This window comes from Bradyrhizobium sp. Mp27, assembly GCF_029953005.1.
Taxonomy (GTDB): domain Bacteria; phylum Pseudomonadota; class Alphaproteobacteria; order Rhizobiales; family Xanthobacteraceae; genus Bradyrhizobium; species Bradyrhizobium barranii.
Window position 1 is genome coordinate 1 of sequence record NZ_JASAUS010000637.1, and the last position, 455, is coordinate 455.

A 455-nucleotide genomic window follows, 5' to 3' on the forward strand; every position below is an offset into this window, starting at 1 on the left:
GGCGAGCGCGGATAGAACGGCGTCGTCTCCTTCTGCGGGATCTCCTGCACCAGGCCGTAGAGCTCGGAGGTCGAGGCCTGGTAGAACCGCGTCTCCTTCTCCATGCCGAGGATGCGGATCGCTTCCAGCAGGCGCAGCACCCCGATGGCGTCGGCGTTGGCGGTGTATTCCGGGCTCTCGAAGCTGACGGCGACGTGGCTCTGGGCGGCGAGATTGTAGATCTCGGTCGGCCGGATCTGCTGCACCAGGCGGATCAAATTGGTCGAATCCGTCATGTCGCCGTAGTGCATCAGGAACGGCACGTTGCCGACATGCGGGTCCTGGTAGAGGTGATCGACGCGCGCGGTGTTGAACGAGGACGAGCGCCGCTTGATGCCGTGCACGACATAGCCGAGCGACAGCAAATATTCGGCGAGATAGGCGCCGTCCTGACCGGTCACGCCGGTGATGAGAGC

General features: G+C 64.0%; 1 protein-coding gene. It reads right to left on the reverse strand.

All coding sequences use genetic code 11. The annotated features are described in order from the left end of the window. A partial coding sequence (locus tag QJT78_RS52130; RefSeq protein ID WP_281460947.1) for a GDP-mannose 4,6-dehydratase occupies positions 1-455 on the reverse strand: 455 nt, incomplete at both ends.